General features: G+C 60.7%; 21 protein-coding genes. 13 read left to right on the forward strand and 8 right to left on the reverse strand.

Annotated elements, in window-relative coordinates; genetic code table 11:
* Positions 1–84 precede the first annotated feature (84 nt).
* The 5 genes from DH08_RS15140 (at position 85) to DH08_RS15160 (ending at position 4,559) form a co-directional block, all read left to right on the forward strand.
* Positions 85–744: a hypothetical protein gene (locus DH08_RS15140; RefSeq protein ID WP_192180062.1), complete on the forward strand. Its 660-nt coding sequence runs from the start codon at positions 85–87 to the stop codon at positions 742–744.
* A 2-nt stretch (positions 745–746) separates the two neighbouring features.
* Positions 747–1,241, forward strand: a complete 495-nt coding sequence (locus DH08_RS15145; RefSeq protein ID WP_192180063.1) for a hypothetical protein — start codon at positions 747–749, stop codon at positions 1,239–1,241.
* Complete coding sequence (locus DH08_RS15150) at positions 1,241–1,894, forward strand: hypothetical protein (protein ID WP_192180064.1); 654 nt, start codon at positions 1,241–1,243, stop codon at positions 1,892–1,894. Before DH08_RS15145 ends, DH08_RS15150 begins: the two co-directional genes overlap by 1 nt.
* 86 nt (positions 1,895–1,980) lie before the next feature.
* On the forward strand, positions 1,981–2,385 hold the full coding sequence (locus tag DH08_RS15155) for a hypothetical protein (RefSeq protein ID WP_192180065.1): 405 nt from the start codon (positions 1,981–1,983) through the stop codon (positions 2,383–2,385).
* Between the two features lie 104 nt (positions 2,386–2,489).
* Positions 2,490–4,559, forward strand: coding sequence for a hypothetical protein (locus tag DH08_RS15160; protein ID WP_192180066.1), 2,070 nt, complete (start codon positions 2,490–2,492; stop codon positions 4,557–4,559).
* Between the two features lie 28 nt (positions 4,560–4,587).
* Here the strand turns inward: DH08_RS15160 and DH08_RS15165 are convergent, their stop codons facing one another.
* The 3 genes from DH08_RS15165 to DH08_RS15175 all read right to left on the reverse strand — a co-directional run bounded on the left by DH08_RS15165 (position 4,588) and on the right by DH08_RS15175 (position 9,646).
* Positions 4,588–5,523: a sulfotransferase family 2 domain-containing protein gene (locus tag DH08_RS15165; protein ID WP_192180067.1), complete on the reverse strand. Its 936-nt coding sequence runs from the start codon at positions 5,521–5,523 to the stop codon at positions 4,588–4,590.
* A 156-nt stretch (positions 5,524–5,679) separates the two neighbouring features.
* Positions 5,680–8,142 (reverse strand): glycosyltransferase, encoded by a 2,463-nt coding sequence (locus tag DH08_RS37130; protein WP_192180068.1) that lies wholly within the window; start codon positions 8,140–8,142, stop codon positions 5,680–5,682.
* A 352-nt stretch (positions 8,143–8,494) separates the two neighbouring features.
* Positions 8,495–9,646 carry a class I SAM-dependent methyltransferase gene (locus DH08_RS15175; RefSeq protein ID WP_192180069.1) on the reverse strand — a complete coding sequence of 384 codons (1,152 nt, stop codon included), beginning with the start codon at positions 9,644–9,646 and terminating at the stop codon, positions 8,495–8,497.
* A gap of 330 nt (positions 9,647–9,976) precedes the next feature.
* Between DH08_RS15175 and DH08_RS15180 the strand changes: the two genes are divergently transcribed.
* The 7 genes from DH08_RS15180 to msrA all read left to right on the forward strand — a co-directional run bounded on the left by DH08_RS15180 (position 9,977) and on the right by msrA (position 13,841).
* Positions 9,977–10,969, forward strand: a complete 993-nt coding sequence (locus tag DH08_RS15180; protein ID WP_192180070.1) for a glycosyltransferase family 10 domain-containing protein — start codon at positions 9,977–9,979, stop codon at positions 10,967–10,969.
* 532 nt (positions 10,970–11,501) lie between these two features.
* The gene (locus DH08_RS15185) at positions 11,502–12,182 is read left to right on the forward strand and encodes a glycoside hydrolase family 108 protein (protein ID WP_192180071.1); all 681 of its coding nucleotides are present in this window, start codon (positions 11,502–11,504) and stop codon (positions 12,180–12,182) included.
* Entirely contained in the window at positions 12,179–12,382 is a 204-nt protein-coding gene (locus DH08_RS15190) for a hypothetical protein (protein WP_192180072.1), read from the forward strand. Before DH08_RS15185 ends, DH08_RS15190 begins: the two co-directional genes overlap by 4 nt.
* Positions 12,383–12,489: 107 nt before the next feature.
* Positions 12,490–12,729 carry an ABC transporter permease gene (locus tag DH08_RS15195; RefSeq protein ID WP_192180073.1) on the forward strand — a complete coding sequence of 80 codons (240 nt, stop codon included), beginning with the start codon at positions 12,490–12,492 and terminating at the stop codon, positions 12,727–12,729.
* Entirely contained in the window at positions 12,714–12,917 is a 204-nt protein-coding gene (locus tag DH08_RS15200; RefSeq protein WP_192180074.1) for a hypothetical protein, read from the forward strand. The genes DH08_RS15195 and DH08_RS15200 overlap by 16 nt, the downstream gene beginning before the upstream one ends.
* Positions 12,917–13,243 carry a hypothetical protein gene (locus DH08_RS15205; protein ID WP_192180075.1) on the forward strand — a complete coding sequence of 109 codons (327 nt, stop codon included), beginning with the start codon at positions 12,917–12,919 and terminating at the stop codon, positions 13,241–13,243. The genes DH08_RS15200 and DH08_RS15205 overlap by 1 nt, the downstream gene beginning before the upstream one ends.
* Before the next feature lie 79 nt (positions 13,244–13,322).
* Positions 13,323–13,841: a peptide-methionine (S)-S-oxide reductase MsrA gene (gene msrA / locus DH08_RS15210; RefSeq protein WP_192180076.1), complete on the forward strand. Its 519-nt coding sequence runs from the start codon at positions 13,323–13,325 to the stop codon at positions 13,839–13,841.
* 295 nt (positions 13,842–14,136) lie between these two features.
* Here msrA and DH08_RS15215 read toward each other — a convergent pair whose 3' ends face one another.
* Positions 14,137–14,331 (reverse strand): hypothetical protein, encoded by a 195-nt coding sequence (locus tag DH08_RS15215; RefSeq protein ID WP_100084745.1) that lies wholly within the window; start codon positions 14,329–14,331, stop codon positions 14,137–14,139.
* Positions 14,332–14,498: 167 nt separating this feature from the next.
* Here DH08_RS15215 and DH08_RS15220 point away from each other — a divergent pair, with 167 nt between their 5' ends.
* A complete protein-coding gene (locus DH08_RS15220) occupies positions 14,499–14,768 on the forward strand; it encodes a hypothetical protein (RefSeq protein WP_192180077.1) in 270 nt (89 codons plus the stop codon).
* Positions 14,769–14,779: 11 nt separating this feature from the next.
* Here the strand turns inward: DH08_RS15220 and DH08_RS15225 are convergent, their stop codons facing one another.
* From DH08_RS15225 to DH08_RS15240, 4 genes are all read right to left on the reverse strand, one after another.
* A complete protein-coding gene (locus DH08_RS15225; protein WP_192180078.1) occupies positions 14,780–15,529 on the reverse strand; it encodes a hypothetical protein in 750 nt (249 codons plus the stop codon).
* Positions 15,530–15,813: 284 nt separating this feature from the next.
* Complete coding sequence (locus tag DH08_RS15230) at positions 15,814–16,287, reverse strand: GFA family protein (protein ID WP_192180079.1); 474 nt, start codon at positions 16,285–16,287, stop codon at positions 15,814–15,816.
* 125 nt (positions 16,288–16,412) lie between these two features.
* On the reverse strand, positions 16,413–16,703 hold the full coding sequence (locus DH08_RS15235) for a hypothetical protein (protein WP_192180080.1): 291 nt from the start codon (positions 16,701–16,703) through the stop codon (positions 16,413–16,415).
* A gap of 29 nt (positions 16,704–16,732) precedes the next feature.
* The gene (locus DH08_RS15240) at positions 16,733–16,900 is read right to left on the reverse strand and encodes a Thivi_2564 family membrane protein (protein WP_023694668.1); all 168 of its coding nucleotides are present in this window, start codon (positions 16,898–16,900) and stop codon (positions 16,733–16,735) included.
* Positions 16,901–17,087: the final 187 nt, after the last annotated feature.

The raw sequence follows: 17,087 nt of genomic DNA on the forward strand, positions 1-17,087 counted from the left end.
CCCCACGAGGGGGGAGATTGGCAGCTTCGGCGCCGCGCTCCTCTGCGCAAATCATTCTCGTTCTCCGAAAGAAGGACACACCCCATGACATCCCCCCATGCCGATGCCCTCGGCAAGGCGCGGACGGCTGCCGATTTTGCTTCCGTCATCGCCTTGCTCGACACCGACCTCAACGACGCGCTCGCCCGCAGGCGCGACCTGCAGCAGGCCGAGGACCGCGCCATCTTCGGCGATGGCGTCCTCAGCGAGGCGCGCGCCGCGCTCGACGCCTGCAACGCGACAATCGCGCTCATCGAAAAGACCATCGAGGCGGCCGGCAAACGCCCCGCCGCCGCCGCCGAAAGCGAGGCCCGCGCCGATATCGCGGCGCTCGGCGAGGAGATCGGCGCCAGGGCCGAAGCGCTTGCCGCGCGCTGGCGCGATGTTGCCTGCCTGGTCGAACTGCTGCGCCAGGAACTGTTCGAGGCCGATGCGCTCGCCCGCGCCATCGCCACCGCCAACGGCCTGTTCGATGCCGCCGGCGTGCCCGACCTCAAGATCAACCTGACGACAACCCGCCGCGCCGCCATGGCCGGCGCGCGCGCCGCCGCACCCGCCCGCCTCAGCCGCCCGGCGATCCAGGCCGACAGGATGCTTCTGTCCTTCCTCAGCCCCGGCGGCGCGCTCGACCCGCGCCCGGCGCTTGGCGCGCCGGTCGAGGGCGTCAGAAGCAAGTTCATCCCCATTGCCGGCGCGCGAGGCTGACCATGTGCACACTTGCTCTTCTCGGCACCGTTCTTTCCGTCGGCGGCGCGCTGGCCGAGGGCCAGCAGCAGAAGCAGATGGCCGACTATCAGGCCAAAGCCTATGAGCAGCAGGCGCAGGCCGACGCGCAAAGCGCTGCCTTCGAGCAAAGCCAGGAACGCCGCAGGCAGGACCTGCTGCAGGCGCAGGCGCGCGCCCAGGCCGGCGCATCGGGCGTCGGCATATCCGGCTCGCCGACCGAGGTGCTGGCCGCCAATGCCAGGCAGGGCCAGCTCGACCTCAAGGCGCTCCAGTACGGCTCGCAGCTGCGCCGGAACAATCTGGCCACGCAGGCGGCCATCTCGCGCTTTACCGGCAGGCAGGCGGCGACCGCCTCGATCTTCAAGGTCGGCGGCAATCTCATGTCGGCCCTCTACGACCCGGCCAAGGCGGTGAAGTTTGGCAAGGGCGCCTTTCCGCCGGCACCGGGCGGCTTTTCCACCGGAGGCCTCTACTGATGGCGACCATTCCTCTCCATGTGGCCCGGCGCCGGCTCGATACCGGCAATGTCGTCTCCTATCCCGAGGGGTCGCCGATCGGCAGGGCGATGCAGGGCTTTGGCGACGAGCTTTCCGCTGTCGCCGAGCACTACCGGCAGATGAAGGAGCGGCAGGAGGCGTTCGACGCCGAGCTGGCGCGCCGCCGGTTCAGTGGCCGGATCGCGCAGGCGGAAGACGAGGTGGCGGCGAACGCGCCGGCCGACGGCGCCGGCCTGCACGACACCATGTACGGCCAGGTCGATCCGCTCACCGGCCGGGTGGTCAAGCCCGGCCTGTTCGACACGCTGTTCGACGATGCCTTGCCGAACATGCCCGAGAGCCAGCGCGCCGCTTTCGCCAGGCAGAAGGAAGCGATGCGGGCGGTCGGCTCGGCACGCATGGCTGCGAGGCAGCAGGCGCGCCGCGACGACTATGAGCTGGCCGAATGGACCAAGGTGCAGGACGCTTCGCTTGTTGCCATCGCGCAGAGCGACCCAGCTGACACCAGCACGTTCCAGGCGATCAGGCAGAGCGGGCTCGACCTGATCGGCAAGATGGGCAACCCGGTGGCAAGACAAGCGGCCGAAGCTGCCTGGCGCAGCAACACGACAAATGCGCTTGCTAGGCGATAACCGTCCGTGTCTCCGTTTGCCGCATTCGGGATAATTGCCACCCCCAAGCCTCGCTTTCGCGGGGCTTTTTTCATGGAGCAATCCTGATGGCCCAACCCGCAACTGCCGCCGTTCGCCTGTTGACCGGCGAACGAGAGCCCGTGCGCCTGGCGACCATCGCCAACATCGCCCTTTACGGCCTGCAGATCATCGACGGTGTTCCGGCGCAAGTCGGCGACCGGGTTCTGGTCAAGGATCAGACGAATGCCACGCAGAACGGCATCTATACGGCGAGCGAAGGCCATTGGCCTCGCGCCGCCGACGCCCACAACGCCCGCACCATGCAGAAGGGCACGACGGTGTACGTGCAGCAGGGAACGGTCTCGGCCCATTTCGTCTATGTCTTCGAAACATTTGATCCGGTGATCGGCGCCGATGCCATCACGCTCGCTTACTACCTTTCTGACGACACGCTGGGCGACGCGGTGGGCGCGGCTGCTGCGGCGCGCTAGGCCAAGCGGCCTGAGCGGTCGTTCCACACTCATTCTGCCAGCACGCGCTGGATCGAAGAATCCAAACCTCGCTGTCGCGGGTTTTTTTTCATGGAGCAAGCCTTATGGCCCGACCTGCAACTGCCGCCGTCCGTCTTCTCACGGGCGAGCGCGAACCTGTACGCCTCGCCACCACGGGGAATATCGATGTCGATACCGGCGGCCTGCTGACGATCGACGGCGTCGTGACGGAGGTTGGGGATCGCGTGCTGGTCAAGGACCAGACCGACGGTTCGGAGAACGGTATTCGCACGGCTTCAGAAGGGCAGTGGTATCGGGCGGCCGATGCGCGGACCGCGCGCACCATGCAGAAGGGGACGACTGTCACAGTGCAGGAAGGCGTAGTGAACGCCGGCAATGTCTTCCGCTTCAACACACTAGATCCTCAGATTGGCGATGATCCGATTGAGATAGTCACCAGTCAGCCGACAGCAGACCAGATTCATGGTGCGAGCAGCAAACCTGTTCCAGTTGATGCAGACGAATTTGGCTATGCCGATAGCGAAGCCAGTTTTGGCCTGAAGAAGGCCACTTGGGGTAATCTCAAGGATGCGATCCAAGTCACCCAGCCGTACACTGGGGCCTTCGCGCGCCCCGCCATCGCAAAACTCAAAAACGGTCCGGTGTGCCTTGAGGATTTCGGCTTCGTCTCGGGCAATGCTTTGGCAGCCCTCAACCTCGCCTTACCGAGCGGCGCCCCGATTAGACTCGACGGCCGGACGTATGATGTCGCCGGGCTTGCCAACGTCGTGACGAACACTCCGGTGAGCATTGAGGGCGTGCCCGGCCTGTCAGCGCTCCGCTTCACCACGGCGAATGCAGGTCTCAGGATTAACCAGGCCGACTACAACGACCCCACGATGATCCGGGGGGTTATGCTTCTGACCACTCAGCAGGAGCCTGGCGCAGCGCTCGACGTCACGTACAGCAAGACGGACAGCATCACCAACAGAGCCGTGGGGCGCTGCATTTTGGAGGATGTCTGGTGCCGTGGTGAAGACATCAACTTGGCCGGCTGGTCGCAGGGCATCAAGATAACCGATGTCTTCGCCGCTGAGATCATTCGCCCCAATGTCGTCGGCCGAAAGAACAATGCACTGTCCGGTGTCGCCGTCTTCAAGAACATGACGGCAGGCATCGACATCATCGGCTCGGATACCCCGACGTTGTCGGCGGTTCCCGGCAACATCATACTCCAGTCGCCATATGTCTCGCACAGCAACTACGGCGTTCGCTCGCGCGGCGAGGTTGAGGGGCTGATTTGCAATTCCCCTGTCTTTGTTGCCGCCGATATTGGCCTCTCAGCCGTCTATACCACCACGCGGGTTTGGACGAAGGTCGAGGGCGGCCACGCATCGATCTTCACGATGGGCGTTGAGCTCGTGAATGGGCCGCAGTCCTTCGTCAACAAGATGTGCATCTACAAGAGCCCCATCACGCACACCAGCACACACGCTGTTCGCATGACCAATTGCGACGCCGGCTCGGTCACCGACATCATCGCCATCAACCAAAGCCAGGCTAACGATGCGCTGGTCGATGGTGAATTCAATGGCGTCATCATGGAGAACTGTAACCGAGGCGCAATCTCCAACATCAACCATGAACGCCCCTCAAAGACCGTCGTCCTGATGGGCACATCGTCCGGTTGCGAGGTTCGCAACCTTCGGCCGAATGCCACCTACCCGAACGCCACTGTCGCGGTATTCGAAGACACTTCCAGCGGCGGCACATGGGGCGCGAACGTATATTCAGCCGGGAACCAGCCTATAGCTGCGGTGCAGAACGTTGGCGCGGTGACGGTTGCCGGTACGCTCACCACCCTCGCGTCATCGCCCTCGCGCGCTGCCTATAAGGGTGAGCGCTATCTGGTGCAGGGCATGGTCATGGCTACCAAAGGCGCGACCGCTGGCGAACTGGTCACACAGCTGACCAAAAGCGGAACCTGTACAGGTGTGTTTGGTCTTCTCTCCCGCGGAGCCCAGGCGATTTCAGCCAATGTCGCCCACAGTGTCTCCGGTATATTCACGGTCACCGTCTCCGGCACGCTGGCCTTTTCGCTCAGCGCCACGTCGACCGGCTCTGATAGCAATGTCGTAGCGGGGGACGGACAGTTGAGCGTGACACTGCTGTAGCGCCCGGAGCCGCCTTTCGTAACATCGCCTATACACCGAGGTATCGCTTGGCTCGAAGCGCTAGACCGCGAGCGCGCTCTTTCCACGGGCGCGACATTCGCTGCGACAAGATCCTCGTCTCGTTCTGGTTGCACAGGTTGCCGGATCGGACGAACTCAAACAGTTGTTCATCGAGGGCATTGTGTCGGCGAAGGAAGGACTCCATTTCCGGCTCACGAAACAGCTGTGGGTCAAAATGCTTGGAGCTTTTATTTTCCCGCCTCGCCACGGATACTTTCTTGCCTGTCATTGTGTATAGGAGGTCCGTGAGCCGGTCAGGCGTGGCAACAAATTTGAACGAGCCGAACGAGCCGCCCGCCACGGGCTCCCTGTCCTTGGCTAGGTAAATAGCCTGAATGTCGAGGAAATGCCATCTGTATTTGAGCAAATTGGCCTGAATAGCTGGTATGCCGTAGCCGGAATTCCGGATTTGCTCCGACATGCCTTTCACCACTTCGAGGTTGCTGTCGTAGCCGCTGCGATGGAATATCTCTATTACCCAGTTATAGTGCGACCGCACCCGATCAGTCGGATCTCGAACACAGGCAAAATACTCAACACGGCGGTTGGTGAACTGCCGGATGCGAGTGCTGGCCACTGAGTAGGGAATGTGACCTGAGACCCACGACAAAGCGTCCAGCCGATGCATATTGGCATCATCGTAGAACCACCCTTCAGAATGGATTGATCCGTCTGGAAGCAGTTTCATCAGATAGGAGTTAACCGTCGATCCGGCGGTCTTTGGAACGTGCACGAAAAAGATGAGCGGCGCGCGCTGGTACCGCTTCTCGCGATAGCCGTGTGACTGAAAATGTTGCCGGCCGCTGGCGAAAACACCCTTTTCTACCGCCGCTCTGACATCCGGATTAGCGATCAGATAGTCGTCTTCGCAAAAATTCTGATCCGTAACGGCTTCCAGTCTCATAGTCCCTCGCTCAACGCTCGAGAATAGAGCGCCGCTCATTGGGAAAAATGTACTGATCGTCATAACCTCAACAGATTCTCACGCGCTCGCGCATGAGGGCCGCCCCAGCAATCATCCTTCCAATCCCCGGGGAGATCCATTCGCCCTCGGATATCATCATAGCTGACGAGGGCGCTCCGCGCTCCCATTCGTTTGCTCGTGCAAACGATGTTGGTCGCCAGCTGGCGGGAAGTCAGTCGGTGCTGTCTTGGATTTTCTTCCGGAAACCTTCGCAGTTTTGCGCCGGGGTCTTTTGGACTCGATCGTCGCTGAGAACGGTCCGCTTTCCAGTTCCTTATAGACATCGAAAAGGGTGACGTGCTCGCCAAGCCGGTAAATAACTTGCTTGGTCTCGTAGAGATACGCACTTGACTCCCGATCGAGACGTCGTGCTGCTGGCCCCAAAAGACGCGGGAACCGCAAGGACATGTTGTGGACTAGGTTGGCTTTCAGCATCCAAAGCTTTTCATCAGCGGCCAGCTTATTCCACATCTCACGGCCCTTCTCCGACCGCAGCCATCGGAAAAGCGATACGTGGGACTTCAAGTACTGCCATATCTGGACACGGCGGTAGTGCTTAAAATCCGGTTGGCGAGATTTGTCGGCAAGAACGTGAGCGAGATATGCCATCGTCACGATGTATTCGGAATGATAGCGCGAACCTGGCAGAAGATGTTTGGCGACGTCGCTGTAGATCGGGTCATTGGCGACATCATGGTTGAGCACCTTGAAGCCATCATCTATCTTGGCATTGATCATCGTGAAACCGAAGGACACTTTCGAGACGCCCTGGAAGGCTAGGTGTCTCGGTTCGGCAACCACTTTGTTTGCCAAAGCCAAGGCAAGGTTGGCGAAATAATAGTCGGGGAAAGGCGAATGCATGACCCTGCCATTGACCCTCATCCGCTCTAGTAGATCGCGGCTGCAGCAAAAGGCGGGCATGTTGAACATGAACGACCGCCGCATTCCTAGCGAGTTGTCAACGGAGCGCCGTACCTCCTTGGCATCCAGAACGAAGGGATAGTCACGGTCCTGAAGGAAGTCGGCCATTTGCAGGTCAGCGACATAGCCTTCCCTGTTGGTCGGAACGACCCCTGGATGCATAAACTGGTACAGATTTGAAAAGACCAGATCGGGGCTGTCGAAGCGTTCGGCCAGATAGTTGATGCGCTGAAAGAAGCCAGGCACGATGCCGTCGTCATCGCCGATCATGGTGACGAATTCGCCCTTGGTCATATCGATCGCGCCGTTCCAGCTTTCTGTCACGGGAAGGAATTTTTCAGACCGCTTGACGTGAATGCGCGGATCGCCAAGTGCGGCGATTGCGGGGGAAATGGGACTCTTCGAGGCATTGTCGAAGACACAGATTTCCCAATTGTCGTAGTTCTGATGCGTGACGGTCTTGATCGCGTCAAGGACGAGATCAAGACGATTGTGCGTAGGAATTGCTATCGAGATGAGGCGTTCTCGGTTCGATTCCTCAGGCGCCATAAGGTGTTCGACCCTCTCAGAGAGAGGGACTTTCTGCTCGAACGAAACACCGAGCAATTTGGTATCAAGCCGAGGGTCGTGACTATAGCCACCCCAAGTCATGATCTGATGGGTGTGTTTCTCGTCCTGCGAAATATGGTCGTAGGAGCGGGTCTGGTTGTCGGAAACCAAGAGGTTTGACTGGTCACCGGAGCGAAACCCACCGCAAGTCGGCCATTGATCCATGCGATAGCCGATGCCATCTGCGCCAACCACCAGCAGATCGAGTCCTTTCTTGAGAATTGAAAGCGAAAGGCCGTTGAGTCCGCTCTCAAAACGGCAACATGCGAGCTTGCCGCTGCCTTCCATCCCGACTGACAGGAAGTCAGCCCGGCGCACCATAAAAGCATTGCTGCGGATATGAGGGTTCGGAAAGTGAGGGACATCCCGAATTTCGCGAAGGCTGCCATTGGCACCAAGACAGTCAACCCAGACTTGTTGCATCATCGTCTGCTGAAGATGCGACAGGGTGGACCGATTGCGCAGAACGTCGCCGAGCATTCGGCGGATACGGTGGCGCTTCGACTTTGCCGCTCGCACGGTGTGCGGAGCCCAGCTATTCAGCAGCCATGCAAACTGTCGGGTTGATGCCCGGTCGAATCTGGTGGTCGGCTGAGGCGACGCCCATGCCAGAAACTGGATGACCTTGTAGCTGCTGAAGAGACTTTCTAACGAACCGGTGGCGCCGACCATGCCAACCCCTGGCTTGGACATATTTGCCCACAGTTTCGCAAGCCAGTTTGCGGTGCGCAGATGGGAAAAGGTGTTCAGGCAGCAAATGTACTCGTTGTCGATCTTCAGCGCAGCTTCGTGGTAGGCGTGGATATCGAGCCCGATGTCGTCCGGCACCGATATGATCTTATGCCGGATGCCGGTGAAAATTGCTTTGACGGCGGCAAATTCGCCGGGCTTCGCAAAGCCTTTGCAGAGAATGAACAGGTCATGTTCCTGGCCGGCGGGATGCTTGCGGTACGTCTCAGCAAAAGCCTCGAAAGATTGAAACCCTTCGTGAAGTCTTGCCAGATAGACGACTGCAATTTTTGCCGGCACGGCAGATCTCCCAGTTTGATTCAGCGGGGGCCCTTATCACTTCAGGCCTCCGTACTGCAATTGATTGTCGTGCGACAGCCGCAACTTTTTGGGCGTATTACCGTCCGCTTAATGCCCCTTCCGAAATACTATGCACGAGAGTCGGAACGGACGCCCCCCCTTGTTACCCGGATTGGTCGTCGACGCCACCATAAAAGATGTCACGTTGGCCAACTTTGGTCGCTGCGCAAAGGCCCTCGGGGCCGATCTAAGGAAGATCACGGATGCGCAGATCGCGACCCTCTACCCGCACCGCCCTCGTGGCGTGCGTTTAGCCTGCAAAGCATCGCCGTCCCTACAAGATCGGAATGGGCTACATAGACAGCCGACGGATTGCCGTCAGCGCCCGTCGGATCGGCGCGGTTACCTTCCAGGATGTACTGTTTCTTAACGCGGCGATCTCGCCCTGTGCTTTCTGCAGCGCCTCGCTGGCAGATTTCAGCTCGGCATCGGATGACTTCAATGCCTCACCGGCGGATTTTAGCTCGGCATCGGATGACTTCAATGCCTCACCGGCGGATTTTAGCTCGGCTTCGGATGACTTCAGTGATGCGTGAAGCTTTTCTGTCTCCAGCCGGCCATCAGAAACCTCGGATCGCAACCGCTCGATCTCGCCGACGTTATCCAGCGCCGAGGCCGTGACGTTCACGAATTGCTCCTGTTTTTCCGTTGCGACTTTCACTTTGTCACCGATACCAAGGTGCGCAACCAATTCAAGGCTTCCTGAGGGCAATTCGGCAGCGCCGTCGTTCACCTTGAAAATACGGCCTGCGATGTGGCGTCTGTTCTCTTCACGCCCGACGCCTTTGCGGACAATGCAGATCGAATTGGCGAAGGCCACCTCATCGATGTCAATGTCGATATCGCTCAAGGCCACATTGTAGCGTTCGGCATAGTTCTTCAGCAGGTTGAAATCGGTGCGACCGTTTCGCCAAAACTCCTTGTTCACCACATCGGCAAGGAGCTTGAAAAACCCCATGGAACTGAGTTCGAGATCAGAACTGCCGCCAAAGCCTTCCCAATAAGAAGTATGAAGGTCTTCCACCACATAAGCGCCGCCGGGCTTGATGCTGGGAAAATACAGCGCGAATGATTCGATGACATCGCTAACGATATGCGAGCCGTCGTCCACTATGATATCGAAAGTCGCTGTGTCGGCAAGGATCGCCTCCCTGGTCTCGGCAGAGTTCGCATCTCCGACATAGACAGCTATCCGGTCATCCTGAAATGTGAGTTCGCGGCATCTCTCGTCAATGTCACAGCCTAGAATACGCGTGGCGCTCCTAAAATACTTTCCCCAGATTTCCAGGGAGCCGCCGTTCTGTACGCCTATCTCCAACAGGGTGATCGGCTGCTGCCGATAGCGAGCAAAATGACTGTCGTAGGCGGCAAAATATGTGGTCCACTTGTCGGAGCCCAGGCCATCATGAGCGTCGAAAATTTCCCGAAGCGTCGGCAGCTCCATATTCTCTCCCGTCTGAGTAAGGGCGACGCTGGGGCGCAAGCCGTGGTCCCGCTTACAACCAAAAACCAGGCGCGAAAGCAACCCCCGATCAACTGGACCTAAGCAAGCTGGGCGCTGCAGGGGCCGAACTCTCCCCGCTGAAATGTGCTTGATGCCGGAAGGATGAACGGGTAACTCCGACGGCCATGCAGCCCCGGCAGACATTCCCGATGACAGACATGCCGCGCGGCCTCGCCGCGGTCTGTGATGCCATCGCGCAGTGCGTGGACTTGCCGACCGCTGGGCAGCTGTCCCGCGTCCGGCGTGGCGATTTCGGCCGCGGACTCTGAGATGCCGGCCGACGCCACAGAGCCGCTGATCCTTTTCTACACGACGGTCTTCGGCAAGCCCGTCGACATCGCCTCCATACAGTGCGACCTTCCCGGACGCTGGACATTGGACAAGCGTCGCATTGCCGAGGCGGCGGCGGTCGTTTTCCACATTCCGGACTATCGCGAGATCGGCGATGCCTGGAAATATCCCGGCCAGTACTGGATCGGCTGGACGATGGAGAGCCGGCAGAACTACAAGCGCTTCGCCGATCCGAACTACATGCGCCATTTCGACTTCACCATGACGCATGAGCGCCGATCGGACGTCTGGACGCCCTATCTTCCTCGCGCGTGCTGGTGGGAGGAGGTTCGGGCAAAACCGGTCGCGGCCAAGACCGAAGCGGCTCCGCTCGTGCTTTTCCAATCGGCGCCGCTGAACCATAGCGGCCGCGTCGACCTGGTGAGCGAGCTTGCCCGCCACATCGGGCTCGATTCCTACGGACGGCATTTCCGCAACCGGACGATCGAAGGCCCCGATCGCGGCCCGGCGACGAAGATCGCGACCGTTTCGCGCTACAGGTTCTGCCTGGCGCTGGAGAACTCGAGCGAGGCGGATTACGTCACCGAAAAGATTTTCGATGCCTTCGAGGCCGGCACGGTGCCGGTCTATCTGGGTGCCCCGAATGTCGACGAATACGTGCCGCCGAATTCCTACATCAACGCGGCAGATTTCAGCGATGCGGCCGATCTGGCGGCATATCTGCGCCATCTGGTCCAAACGCCTGACGCCTACGAGGCCTATTTCGCCTGGCGCTCGCAGCCGCTGCCCGAGCGCCTTGTCGCGCGCCTGGAAGAGGCGGAAGCATCCGGGTTCTGCCGGTTGATGGAGCTCGTGCATCGACAGATGCAGCGCCGTCCCGCCCCACAAGCGGGGCGGCCCCGGCTTCCCTTCGGCTTGCGGTCCTATGTCAGGACGCGGCTGCGCAAATGGCAGAAGAAGGTTCCAGCCTGAGGGCGGCGAAGATATCGGCGTAAGGTTTCGCCTTGCCGGCGACTTGTCCGCTAGCGCGCGTCGTAGTTGAAGGGATTGAGGCGACGCGCTTCAAGCGGCTGCCTGCGGGCTGTGTCGCCGGTGCCCGTGCATTCCGAGCAGTGGACAGTCGTACCGGGGCATATGTGGCGATGCGTGCCTGCGGGACAGCAATGGCCGTTCGAGGCGCGCCATCGCGGACACTCGAAAATCCTGCCGGTGCCGCCGCAGCCCTGGCACTCGCCCGCTTCGGAAGATAACAAACTCATTTCGCCCAAACCCGGCGCTGTCTCCCAAGCGCCAATCCCCAAGCCGACACTGCGACGAGCCCCACTCGCCGGTGGTCAAGCTTAGGGAAGGGTAATTAAGGTTTCTCTAAAACACCAATTCTTTTCTGCGGCCCCGGCCGGAAATCCACCGCTTGGCGTGGCGCCTATCGAACAGCGCGTTTGCCAACCATTTTCGGCCACCACTGCGCGACCATTTCTTCCCCCGCAACCTCAAGAGGTTTTCTATGGACCGCAACTTTGCGCGGGCGCTTGCGCTCGTCTTGAAATCCGAAGGCGGCTGGTCGGACAATCCGGCCGATCCGGGTGGTGCCACCATGAAGGGCGTCACGCTTGCCAATTTCCGCCGCTATGTGAAAGCGGATGCCACCAGGGCCGACCTCAGGAAGATCAGCGACGAGCAGATCGGCACCGTCTATCGACGCTTCTACTGGGATGCCGTTGCCGGTGCCGAGCTTCCGGGCGGCCTCGACTACGCGGTGTTCGATTTTGCTGTGAACAGCGGGCCGGGCAGGGCGGCGAAATACCTGCAGGCGATCGTCGGTGCCACCCAGGACGGCAGGATCGGCCCGGCGACGCTGAGCGCCGTGCAGGCGAGACCCGCCGGCGCAGTCATCGACGCGCTCTGCGATGCCCGGCTGGCCTTCCTGAAGCGGCTGCCGACCTGGCCGACCTTCGGCAGGGGCTGGAGCGAGCGGATCGGCTCGGTTCGCACGCAGGCGCTGTTGCTTTCGGCGGCCGCGCCGCCTCCAGATCCGTCTCCGGCAGCCCCGCGGGCCCAGCCATCGGACGCTTCGCCGGCGCCTGCTGCTGCTCAGGCTATCCCGACCGCGCCTGGCGGGCGCAATGCGTTCTGGCGCCTGGTTTCGGCGATTTTCAAACTCATCCTTGGAGGCAAGCCAGCATGATTGCCGTCATCATCCGCATTGCGCTGCGCTACGGCGCCGGCGTCCTCGTCGCCCGTGGCCTGCTTGGCGCCGGCGATGCCGCCGCCCTGTCCGGTGATCCCGACATCCAGATGGCACTCGAGACCGGCGTCGGCCTGGCGCTCAGCGCCGCAACCGAAGCCTGGTACGTGCTGGCGCGAAAATTCCACTGGTCGAAGTGAGGGGACGCGAAAATGGTCGAGATCTTCACCGAGCTCATCCGCCAGGCGCTGCCCTGGGCTATCGGCGCGCTGCTCGTCGCCGGCGCGCTCGTCGTGTGGTGGCTGTCATGACGGCATTGCTCTCCTTCTTCCTCGGCAACCCGACGATATCCGCTCTGCTGGCGTCGGTGGTTGCCGCACTTGGCTGGGGTCTCCGCCAGCGGCTGGCCGGCGCCAGTGCCGAGCGCGCCCGGCAGGCGGCCAAGGAGGCTGCGGCGCGCGACATCGCCAGCCGGATCGACAACGATATCGGCGCGCTGGGCGCCGACACAGTCCGAAAGGAGCTGAAATCATGGGCAAGGGACTGATCCTCGCACTGCCGGTGCTTGTCGCGTTTGTCGTCGCCGGCTGCACGACCGCCTCGAGCGGCTTCTGCGCAGTCTCTTTGCCGCTGCGCCTGTCGGCCAAGGCTGTCGACGCGTTGTCCGACCAGGAGGCGAGGGCGCTGCTTTCGCACAATCGCAAGGGCCAAAAGCTCTGTGGCTGGAGGCCGTGATGCACGAGCTGTTCGATCTCCTCGGCATCAAGGGGCCGGTGGTGGCCGCCGGCCTTGCCGGCGGCGTGCTCAGGGCGCTGTCGCGCCATCGCTACAAGCTGCGCGAGATGGTCGCCTCGCCGATCTGCGGCGCGCTGGCGGCAGCCTATCTCACGCTGCCGGTCGTATCGTATTTCAAGGCCACCGGCCTGCCGATCCCCGATCCGGCCGACGACACCACCACGCTCGCCGCCGCCTTCCTCATCGGCGTCTCGGCGATGTGGATCTCCGACATCCTCTTCGAGGTCATCGTGCGAAGGTTCAAGGCGGCGGCCAGGGAGGAGTGACACGCGCGTCGATGGCATTCACGACTGGACGAATGCAGCGACAATGCCCACCTTAGGGGAAATCCTAAGGAGACATGGTATGGCGACTTCCACCGAACGCGCAGTCCTTGCCGGCGGCTGCTTCTGGGGCATGCAGGACCTGATACGGCGCTATCCCGGCGTGATCTCGACCCGCGTCGGCTACAGCGGCGGCGACGTGCCCAACGCCACCTACCGCAACCACGGCAGCCATGCCGAGGCGATCGAGATCATTTTCGATCCCGCCCGGATCGACTTCCGGACCCTGCTCGAATTCTTCTTCCAGATCCATGATCCGACAACCAGGAATCGCCAAGGCAATGATGTCGGCATGAGCTACCGTTCGGCGATCTTCTACACCAGTGACGAACAGCGGCGCATTGCCGACGACACCATCGCCGACGTCGATGCCTCGGGGCTGTGGCCGGGCAAGGTCGCCACCGAAGTCGCACCCGTGGGTGACTTCTGGGAGGCCGAGCCAGAGCATCAGGACTATCTGGAGAAGTATCCCAACGGCTATACCTGCCATTTCGTCAGACCGGGCTGGAAGCTTCCGGTTCGTGAAAAGGCCGCTTCATAGGCCCGATCGGCGCGCGGCGAATTTCCCTGCCAGCGCCGGAACATTAGACGACGCTAAGAGTTCTTTTTCCGGCAGCGCGCAACGGTATGCTGCCTCATCGGGACCGGCATCCCGGTCGGCCCGCGTCTTCTGCGAGAGGCGCGGGCTTGCTCTGTGTCGACGATAAGATTCCGACAACCGATATCACCAGGATCCCGCCCGTCGTGCTGAAAGGCACGGCGGGCTTTTTGCGTTTCAGGGGTTCGGCAACGCTCCGCGTCCGCACCGGACTGCTCGCCCGGATACGCCGTCGGCCTCAGCCTTTGGCTCGGCGGCTTTCGGTCTCGTGGCTGCCGATCCAGTGCGCGCGGATGCGGTCGCTGGTTTCAAGGTAAGCCATGTCGATCAGATAGGTCAGCAGCTTCTCGCCATCGGCCTCGGCCTTCTGGCGCAATTCCCGCAATATTCCCTGCGCGAACTGCAGGTTTTCCATTTTGCTAGGCTGGTCCATCGGTGCCCCCAAAGTCTGCAAATGAATTCTGGCTGACTGTGCTTGCATGAAGATTGTAGTGGAACTAACGGCGAAGCTGTACTCGGTTGCAACAGCGGCTGATCAGCGAAGCTGTTGGACATTTTTCGGAAATGTCGATATTTTGCGCGACCAATCGGACCGCGACCATGCACGAAGACGAGGGCAGCACTCCCGACAAGTTGCAGGCCATGCTGGATGCGATCGCCAGAAGCGGTAACTCGACTCAGAGTGCGCAGGCCGATGTCGGCAAGCTGAAGGCGGATGCCGCTACAGCAGCCGCGGTGTTGGTCGAAATTTACGGCGACACGGCCCTGGAACGTGCCAGGCTGCTGGAGAGCCGCTCGCCCCAGTCCCATTTCGCTCGCATGGTGACCGCCGAGGTCAGCAGGCACGGCAAGGTCCCGCCCAGAAGCTAGCAAGGTTTGCGCTAGGACGATTTGCGCCTCCTTGATCCGCCGCCGCCAAGGCGTTGCTGCACTTCGTCCTGGGCATTGTCCAGAAGATAGCCGAGCAGATCCTGCCCGATCGATTGCGAAATTTCCTTGGCCTGCTCGATAAGGCTGTGGATCTCGCGCAGCGAGGCCTCCTCGCTATCGGCTTCCCGCGTGAGGTCGACGAACCAGCCGGGATACAGAGCCGCTTCCCCGAGATTGTCGACATAGCACTGGCCAACGGACAGGATCTTGCGAAGTCCCATCTTTTCCGAGCGCACCATGTAGACCTCGCGGAAGCTCGATGTCCGCTCAACCGCCCTGCGGATCGCCGTATGGACCCTCAGGCGATCCTCGGCCTCGATGCTTTGCATGCATCTTTCGAGCGATGCGCCATGGGAAAATTCTTCAAGCGTCAGCCCGAAATAGTCGGAAAGATTGGCGTCACCGTAGACCCGGTCACGCTTGATGTCCCAGGTCCAGAACCCATCGATCGGTGGATATCGCCGATGAACTCCGCGACCACGTTCAGGTGCCGACTCCATGAAAACCGCCCCGTTCGGTTTCAAGATTCGCAACACTATGTAGCAAAATCCGAAAGAAACAAAGGTGGCCTTTTGTACAAGCCCAGCAAGACTCTCCACGCCAACTCGACCACGTACTTGAGTAGGATAGTTGACATATCCAGAGATATGAACCCGGGAGAATTTTCTTTCATTAAAAGAATATATGATCTGGTAGCGCAACCACAACTTGGTACTTCACCAGATAACCAAAACGCTTGAGTCGCAAAATAATACTAAAAGTTGTATGAATCGCCGGTCAAGAATAGGTTCAGGCATTCTTAGGTTTTACGAGGCCGACGCGGCAATGCTGGAAGTGTTGCCTGAGCCGCGCCGGCCAAAGCGGGTTCCAAAGGTCCACCGCAAGATGATTCTTAGCCGACCATCGCCACCTCGGCAAAGCGACCGCCGGTTGCAAAATGCGGCACCGGCCTGCCGTGCTCGGTTAGAGGGGCCGCTGCTGCACGCTAGGCCGACTTGAGCAACTGGCGGATGCCGCCTGACAGCAGCTCGCCGGCGTCGGGCCTGCCCGTCGGGCCGTCAACGCCGCTCTCCTCGTCGAAGCGGTCATGCTCGAACTGCGGGGCTTCGGGCAGGGGCTGCAACCAGTGCTCGCGCCGGGTGATCCAGAGTTCGTAGTCCGGCTGCAGTTCGGTCGGCGCCACGTCGAGGCTGCCGATCATCACTTCGACCTCGTCCTCGCCGACCGAGGTGACGCGCCCGCCGCAAGTCGGACAAAAGCTCCTGCCGCCGTAGGTGCTGACGATCCCGGCCGTCTCGAACGCTGCGAGCGGCCACACAGCGAAAGCCGAATAGGCTGATCCGCTGGTCTTGCGGCAATCCTTGCAATGGCAAAGCCCGACCCGAAGCGGTTCGCCGATCACCGAGAACTGGACACCGCCGCACAGGCAGCTGCCGCTTCGCCTGATATCGCTGGACATGGCTGTTCCTCCTGCCGGCGCCCTCCTCAAGCCTGCTGCGACATCGCGCCGGAATGTCTGCCCGAATCAATTCGCACGAGGCGTAACGGTTCCACGCCTACATGCGGGGAGGGCGCGAGCTCGCATCAATTCGGGAAATCGAAAACCGGCTCCTGGCAGCGATAGAGGCGGCACTGGCCGTCGCGTGTCGGTACGGCGGCGGCGGTCGGCACCTCCGGCCAGTCGCATTCGTTGCCGAACTGGCGCACATACCGGTCATAAGTGTTCTGCCCGGTGGTCAGCACCGCCGAGCGATGACTTTTGACAAGGGCTTGCGTCTGTTCGCAGGTCATCGTGCGGGTATCCGGCCGCGAATGCGCCGGCGTCGCGGCAACGATCATCGCACCGGCAATGCATGCGATCGCGTGAGCTCTCATCTTGGGATCCCTCCGGCGAGCAAGAGTGTCTAGAAAACCGCAAGATACTTCAGCAGCGAGATGATGCCGATGATGATGACGACGATCTGCGCGATCTGCCGGGTGCGGCCATCGAGAGGCAGCCGCTGGACGAGATAGAGCACCAGGATGATCACCAGGAAGGTGATCAGAATGCCGATAAGGACTGATGACGCCACGTCTTCTCTCCCAAGTCTCTAAAGTAAATCAAGATCAAATACGTGGTGGAAAACGCCGCGGCTGCCCGGTTGGTTCCTCTCGGACAATTCCGCTCGAGCCTGCGATGCTGGCGAAGGTTCCCTCACTATTTTCCCCTTGCGTGATGAAAATGGGCTCGAAAAGCGTCGTAGGCGCCCTGTATCTGCC

Origin of the sequence: Mesorhizobium amorphae (assembly GCF_014843845.1) — a bacterium.
GTDB lineage: Bacteria > Pseudomonadota > Alphaproteobacteria > Rhizobiales > Rhizobiaceae > Mesorhizobium > Mesorhizobium amorphae_A.